General features: G+C 68.4%; 8 protein-coding genes. 2 read left to right on the top strand and 6 right to left on the bottom strand.

Annotated elements, in window-relative coordinates:
- Positions 1-63: 63 nt before the first annotated feature.
- From DK254_RS32310 to DK254_RS32295, 4 genes are all read right to left on the bottom strand, one after another.
- Positions 64-552 carry a universal stress protein gene (locus DK254_RS32310; protein ID WP_109937100.1) on the bottom strand — a complete coding sequence of 163 codons (489 nt, stop codon included), beginning with the start codon at positions 550-552 and terminating at the stop codon, positions 64-66.
- Positions 553-616: 64 nt separating this feature from the next.
- Positions 617-1,528 carry a 5'-nucleotidase gene (locus DK254_RS32305; protein ID WP_089394654.1) on the bottom strand — a complete coding sequence of 304 codons (912 nt, stop codon included), beginning with the start codon at positions 1,526-1,528 and terminating at the stop codon, positions 617-619.
- A 21-nt stretch (positions 1,529-1,549) separates the two neighbouring features.
- Positions 1,550-2,506 (bottom strand): putative 2-dehydropantoate 2-reductase, encoded by a 957-nt coding sequence (locus DK254_RS32300; protein WP_109937099.1) that lies wholly within the window; start codon positions 2,504-2,506, stop codon positions 1,550-1,552.
- Positions 2,507-2,896 (bottom strand): thioredoxin, encoded by a 390-nt coding sequence (locus tag DK254_RS32295; protein WP_109937098.1) that lies wholly within the window; start codon positions 2,894-2,896, stop codon positions 2,507-2,509.
- Between DK254_RS32295 and DK254_RS32290 the strand changes: the two genes are divergently transcribed.
- Together DK254_RS32290 and DK254_RS32285 are read left to right on the top strand one after the other, a co-directional pair.
- Positions 2,895-3,314 (top strand): PilZ domain-containing protein, encoded by a 420-nt coding sequence (locus DK254_RS32290; RefSeq protein WP_109937097.1) that lies wholly within the window; start codon positions 2,895-2,897, stop codon positions 3,312-3,314. The two genes, DK254_RS32295 and DK254_RS32290, sit on opposite strands and share 2 nt — an antisense overlap.
- A gap of 165 nt (positions 3,315-3,479) precedes the next feature.
- Complete coding sequence (locus tag DK254_RS32285; RefSeq protein ID WP_109937096.1) at positions 3,480-4,556, top strand: 3-deoxy-7-phosphoheptulonate synthase; 1,077 nt, start codon at positions 3,480-3,482, stop codon at positions 4,554-4,556.
- Between the two features lie 57 nt (positions 4,557-4,613).
- Here the strand turns inward: DK254_RS32285 and DK254_RS32280 are convergent, their stop codons facing one another.
- Both DK254_RS32280 and DK254_RS32275 read right to left on the bottom strand, forming a co-directional pair.
- Positions 4,614-4,898: a GNAT family N-acetyltransferase gene (locus DK254_RS32280; RefSeq protein ID WP_009623398.1), complete on the bottom strand. Its 285-nt coding sequence runs from the start codon at positions 4,896-4,898 to the stop codon at positions 4,614-4,616.
- A 22-nt stretch (positions 4,899-4,920) separates the two neighbouring features.
- The gene (locus DK254_RS32275) at positions 4,921-6,195 is read right to left on the bottom strand and encodes a hypothetical protein (RefSeq protein ID WP_109937095.1); all 1,275 of its coding nucleotides are present in this window, start codon (positions 6,193-6,195) and stop codon (positions 4,921-4,923) included.
- Between the last annotated feature and the right edge of the window lie 115 nt (positions 6,196-6,310).

The raw sequence follows: 6,310 nt of genomic DNA, 5'->3' as shown, positions 1-6,310 counted from the left end.
CCACCCCCGGGCGCCGGGAAAAACGCGAGGCAGAGCGCCCCGTCCGTTCGTCGCGCAACCGCCTCAGCTGCGGTGCTGCAGCATGGGCACCAGGTACACCGGCACCTCCGCCAACTGCACCACCCGTGCGGCAGTACGCCCCAGGGGCGTGTTCATACCCTCGCCATGGCTGTGGCTGCCGGCGACTATCAGGTCCACCTGCAGGCGCTGCGCCTCGTCCAGGATCACCTGCGGCGGGTCGCCCTGCAGCACGCGCACCGAACGGATCATGCCCGCCTCCCCGTGCAGCTCGCCGAGCTCGTCGCGAAAGCCCTCCATCACCCGCCGCTCGATATTGCCCATGACGGTGCTCAAGCCGCTGCTGCGCAGCTCGGCGAGGGTGTCGGCATCCAGGTAGGTCTGCAGCACGGAATCGGCGAACAGCCCCATCGGCTCCACGGCGTGCACCACGTGAATCTCGGCGTCGTAGGCGCGGGCGAGGGACATGGCGTGCTGGAGGACGTACGGGGCGTAGAGACCAAGGTCGGTAGCGTAGAGAATCGATCGGATCATGCGGCCTCCTACTGCCTCGGCGGCGGGCCTCTGAGCAGAGTAGCAGCAAGCGGCCGAGGCCGCGCTAGCTGGCCGTCTGCGGCTCGTTGCTCACGCCGTGGGGCACGTGGCCGGTGGCGACCACGTCCCTGGCCCGCTCGCAGTGCCCGGGCTGGTCGTCGAAGAACACGTCGGCGCTGAAGGCCTCGAGGAACGCCGACTTGTCCAGGCCGCCGAGGAACAGCGACTCGTCGAGGCGGATGTCCCATTCGCGCAGGGTGCGGATCACCCGCTCGTGGGCCGGCGCCGAGCGCGCGGTGACCAGGGCCGTGCGGATCGGGCAGGACTCCTGGGGGAAGGCCTGCTGCACGCGGTTCAGCGCCGCCAGGAAGGGCTTGAAGGGGCCGCCGCCCAGTGGCTCGCGGGCGGACTCCTGCTCGCGGGTCTGGAAGGCCTCCAGGCCGCCCTGCTGGAACACCCGCTCGGCCTCGTCGGAGAACAGCACGGCGTCGCCGTCGAAGGCGAAGCGCAGTTCGCCGCCGGTCTCGCGACGGGCCCCGGCGGAGAGGATGGTGGCCGCGGCGAAGCCGTTCTCCAGGGCGCTGCGTACGTCTTCGACGTGGGTGGAGAGGAACAGGTGGCAGCCGAACGCCGCCAGGTACGGGTAAGGGCTGCGCCCGCCGACGAAGGCCGCGCGGGAGATGCCCAGGCCGTGCTGCTGGATGGAGTTGAACACCCGCAGCCCGGTGTCGGCGCTGTTGCGCGACACCAGCACCACCTCCACCAGTTGCCGGCCGAGCATCTCGTTGAGGCCCAGCAGCTTCTGCACCAGGGCGAAGGCGTCGCCAGGCTGCAGCACCTCGTCCTCGTGGACGATCTGGTACTGCCGGTAGGCCTCCACGCCTTCGGATTCGTAGATGCGGTGGCTCTCGTCGAGGTCGAACAGCGCCCGCGAGGAGATCGCCACCACCAGCTTGTCGCCCAGCCCCTTGCCCATTGCCCGTTCCCCCGTGATGGATCAGCGCGCCTGGTTGCGCGCGTCGATGAAGCGTAGCGCCCGTTGCAGCGCCTCGATGCGCGGCATCGCCGCCCCGGCGGCGGCCGCCGCGGCCAGGGGCGCGTCGTAGATGGCCTGCAGCTCCAGCGGCCGGTGCTGGGCGAAGTCGTGGTACATGCTCGGCAGGTAGTCGGGCATGCGCTCGGTCGCGCTCAGCATCGCCGCCGGGTAGCCGGCCGGCAGCTCGTGGCCGCAGGCAGCGGCGCCGGCCATCACCTCGTCCATGATGGCGGCGATCAGCGCGCGGCTGTCGGCATTGGCCATCAGCGCCCGGGTGCCGCTGTCGAGCAGCACCGACAGGCCGTTGTAGGGGATGTTCCACACCAGTTTCTGCCAGCGCGCGTGCTCCAGCGCCGGCATCGCCAGGGAATCCAGCCCGGCCGCGCGGAACAGCGCCGCGCCCTCCTCGGCCAGGGCCTGGCCGGCGGCGGCATCGGCGGCCGGCCCGCTGTGGTAGCCCAGGTGCACCGCGCCCAGGGCCTGGTGCTCGATCACCCCGGGGGCGGCGCGGTGCACGCAGATATAGCAGAGCCCGCCCAGCAGGTGCAGCGAGTCCGGCAGCAGCGGGCGCAGGCCCTCCTCCACCGCCAGGCCGTTCTGCAGCAGCAGGACCTTGGCCCCCGGCGCCGCGGCGCGGGCGATCAGCGGCGCCAGTTCGGCGTTGCTGGTGGTCTTGGCGCCCACCAGCAGCCAGTCGCACGGCGGCAGCTCGGCGACGTCGTGGTAGGCCTGCACCGGCGCCAGGCTCAGCGCGCCATGCACCTGGCTGTTCAGGCGCAGGCAGTGCCCGGCCACCGCGGCGTATTCGCTGCGCAGCAGGAAGTGCACGTCGAAGCCGGCGCGGGCCAGCATCAGGCCGTAGAAACCGCCGATGGCGCCGGTGCCGATCACGCCGATGCGAACGGGGGAAACAGTCATTCAGGGCAACTCCTCGGGAATGCGCCGGGCCGCGGCACGCAGGGCCTGGGCCAGGGGGCCGGCGCGCAGGGGCGCGTCGAGGCGGCCATGGAAGGCCCCGTTGCGCACCAGGAACAGCGCCGGCAGGTGGAAGACTTCATAGCGCTCGACCAAGCCGCCGTTGCGCCCGGCATCGACCCAGCACAGGCGCTGCACCGGCAGCCCCATGCCCGGCAGCTGCGCGCGGGCCCAGCGGCAGGAGGCGCAGCCCTCGGCGCTGAACACCAGCAGCGAGTCGCCGGGCAATTCGAGCAACCGGTGATCGGCGTCCAGGTCGGTGAGTTCGAACGACGGCACTATACTTGGCTCGATGCCAACACCAAAAAGATTGCAGTCGGAGCCTTCCGTCATGCGACAGTTCCTGCGTCACCCATGTGATCTACCGGTGGAGCTGGTGGTCCGCAGGCAGCTCTTCCTGCCGCGCCAGCGCCTGTACAATATCAGCCTCGGCGGGGTCGCCTGCAACGCCCCGCGCGGTTTCCGCCGCGGCACCGCGGTCGAGCTGCGCATCCCGCTGCTGGGCGACGCCGCGCGCTACCCCGGGGTGGTGGCCTGGAGCCGCAAGCTCGTCGACGACTACCTGGTGGGCGTGGCCTTCCTCGACGAGGACACCCTGTTCCGCGCGCGCATGGTCGAGCAGGTCTGCCAGATCGAGCACTACCGGCGCCAGCGCGAGCGCGAAAGCGGCCAGGCGCAGCCGATGGAGGACACGGCGCTGGAGTGGATCGCCTGCAATGCCGCCGACTTCCCCCTGTTCTGCGCCATCTGAAACGGCGCAAAACCCCGTCGTCCGGGCATTTTCCCGGTGCCTGCCCATTGTCGAGCCGGCGTCCGACGCGTTAAGGTTCGACTTCCCCTTAGCGAGATTCATGCCTGCGCCCCATCGCATGGGGGTTCCTGGCGGCCGGCACCCGTGACCTGACTGAGTACCACGATGGCTGATTTACAGATCGACGACCTTAACGTTGCCTCCAACGAGACCCTGATCACGCCGGAGCAGCTCAAGCGCGAAATCCCCCTGACCGAAGCCGCCCGGCAGACCGTCGCCCATGGCCGCCAGGTCGTCCGCGACATCCTCGACGGCAAGGACCACCGCCTGTTCGTGGTGATCGGCCCCTGCTCCATCCACGACGTCAAGGCCGCCCACGAATACGCCGAGCGCCTCAAGGTACTGGCCGCCGAGGTCGCCGACAGCCTGTTCCTGGTGATGCGCGTGTACTTCGAGAAGCCGCGCACCACCGTGGGCTGGAAAGGCCTGATCAACGACCCCTACCTGGACGACTCCTTCAAGATCCAGGACGGCCTGCACATCGGCCGCCAGCTGCTGCGCGACCTGGCCGAGATGGGCCTGCCCACCGCCACCGAGGCGCTCGACCCGATCTCCCCGCAGTACCTGCAGGACCTGATCAGCTGGTCGGCCATCGGCGCGCGCACCACCGAATCCCAGACCCACCGCGAGATGGCCTCCGGCCTGTCCTCCGCGGTCGGCTTCAAGAACGGCACCGACGGCAGCCTGACCGTGGCGATCAACGCCCTGCAGTCGGTCTCCAGCCCGCACCGTTTCCTGGGCATCAACCAGGAAGGCGGCGTGTCCATCGTCACCACCAAGGGCAACCGCTACGGCCACGTGGTGCTGCGCGGCGGCAACGGCAAGCCGAACTACGACTCGGTGAGCGTGGCCCTGTGCGAGCAGGAGCTGACCAAGGCCAAGGTGCCGCTGAACGTGATGGTCGACTGCAGCCACGCCAACTCCAACAAGGACCCGGCCCTGCAGCCGCTGGTGATGGACAACGTCGCCAACCAGATCGCCGAGGGCAACAACTCCATCGTCGGCCTGATGGTGGAAAGCCACCTGGGCTGGGGCAGCCAGCCGATCCCGAAGGACCTCTGCCAGCTGCAGTACGGCGTCTCCATCACCGACGCCTGCATCGACTGGGAGACCACCGAGAAGGCCGTGCGCAGCATGCATGCCAAACTCAAGGACGTGCTGCCCAAGCGCCAGCGCGGCTGAGTCGGATGCAACGAAAAACGCCGGGCAATGCCCGGCGTTTTCATTGGTGCTGGCGGCTCAGGCCATGCGATCGGCGTGGCGCGGGTGGCGCTCCAGGTAGCGCTCGACGTAGGAGCAGGAGGGAATCACGCTGTAGCCCTTGCGCTCGGCGTACTGCAGCGCGTGCTCGGTGAGCGCCGCGGCGATGCCCCGGCCGCGCAGGCTGTCCGGCACGAAGGTGCGGTAGATGTCCAGCGTCTGCTTGCCCAGATCCATGTAGGCCAGGTAGGCACGATGACCGTCCACCGTCGTGACGAACTGGTGGCTGGACTCATCATGATGGATGGACAACGACTCACTCACTTGCACTCTCCTCTTGCGGGTCTCACAACTCGACCCGCACCTGATTGATCTTGTTCAGGCGGAGGTTCATCTCGGCCGAGCCCGTCCCCATGAGGACCGTGATATAGACTCGTCCGTTCTCCACCTTGTGCAGTACACCCTGGTAATAGGCACCATCGAAGGTGATGAACTGCAGGCGCTTGCCGGTGTACTGGGCAAGGCTGTCGATACTGACGAAGCCATATTGCTGCGTTCTCTTCTCCGACTCAACCGTTTCTTCGGCTGAAATCTTGTGGGCGGCCGAATCGACGGTGATCTTCTGCTTCAGCGGGTCGACCCAGGCGAAGCCGACCGGGCTCACCGCCTGCTGGTTCACCAGCAGCACCGGGCGCAGCATGCCGACCACGTCCTTGGCCTCGAAGAACTGCAGCCCGCCCCAGGTCATGCCCTCGGTGGGGTTGAGCTCCAGGCGCAGCGACTGCGGGTCGGCCAGGTAGCGGGCGTAGGCGTCGAGCAGCGGCGGGTCCAGCGCCACGCGCTGGCTGCGCATGGCCTTGTCGAACTGCGCCAGGGCCTGCTTGAGGTACTCCTCGCGCTTGATGCCCAGGCGCGCGGCGCAGAACTCCTGGACCTTGCGCTGGTACTGGTTGTCGTCCAGCTCGACGGTCACCTGGGACACCCGCGGCGGGTTCACGCGCATGTCGCCGGGGCGTTCGGAGACGTTGCTCAGGGACATGCCGACGCGGGTATCGAGCATGCCGCGGGCGTCCGAGCGCAGGTTGAAGGTCAGCTTCTGCGCGCCGGGTTCGAACAGGTACGAGAACTCGATGTCCGACTCCAGGGTGCGATAGCCCATCTGCAGCAGCTCGTCGGAGCCGATATTGCGGATGTTGCCGCAGGCCACTTCGCTCATGGCGGTGAACACGCTGCTCTCCGCCGGCTGCTCGTACAGCGCCTGCATGAACGGGCCGTGCACCTGCAGCTCGACGCCGGTGAGTTCCATGGCCATCTGCTTGGGCAGCTTGCCCTCGGCCAGGCGCTCCTTGAAGCTGAGCAGCTCGCGCAGGCCGTTGAACCTGAGCTGGGCATGGGCCACCTTCAGGCTGTCGCGGGCGGCCGGCACGCGGATCTCCACGTTCTTCAGGCCGACGCGACCGTCGAAGGAAGAGGAAATCCCGCCGTAGGTGATCTCCACCATCGGCGACAGGCGCGCCACGGCGTCGTCGACGATGCTGCGCACGGACAGCCACAGCGACACCTTGATGATCAGCGCCACGGCCACGATGCCGAGCAGGCCCCACTTGAGCAGTTTCGACATTCGGAAGGACTTCCTTGTATGCGGATTGATACGGACGGCGGTGCTGGCAGCTTAACAGCACGGCCCGCGCGCCTCCATGCGCCGCCCGCCAAATTCGCCGGCTCGCCCGCCGGAG

Source organism: Pseudomonas sp. RW407 (genome assembly GCF_003176655.1).
Classification (GTDB): domain Bacteria; phylum Pseudomonadota; class Gammaproteobacteria; order Pseudomonadales; family Pseudomonadaceae; genus Pseudomonas; species Pseudomonas delhiensis.
This window is presented reverse-complemented; position numbering and strand designations above follow the sequence as displayed.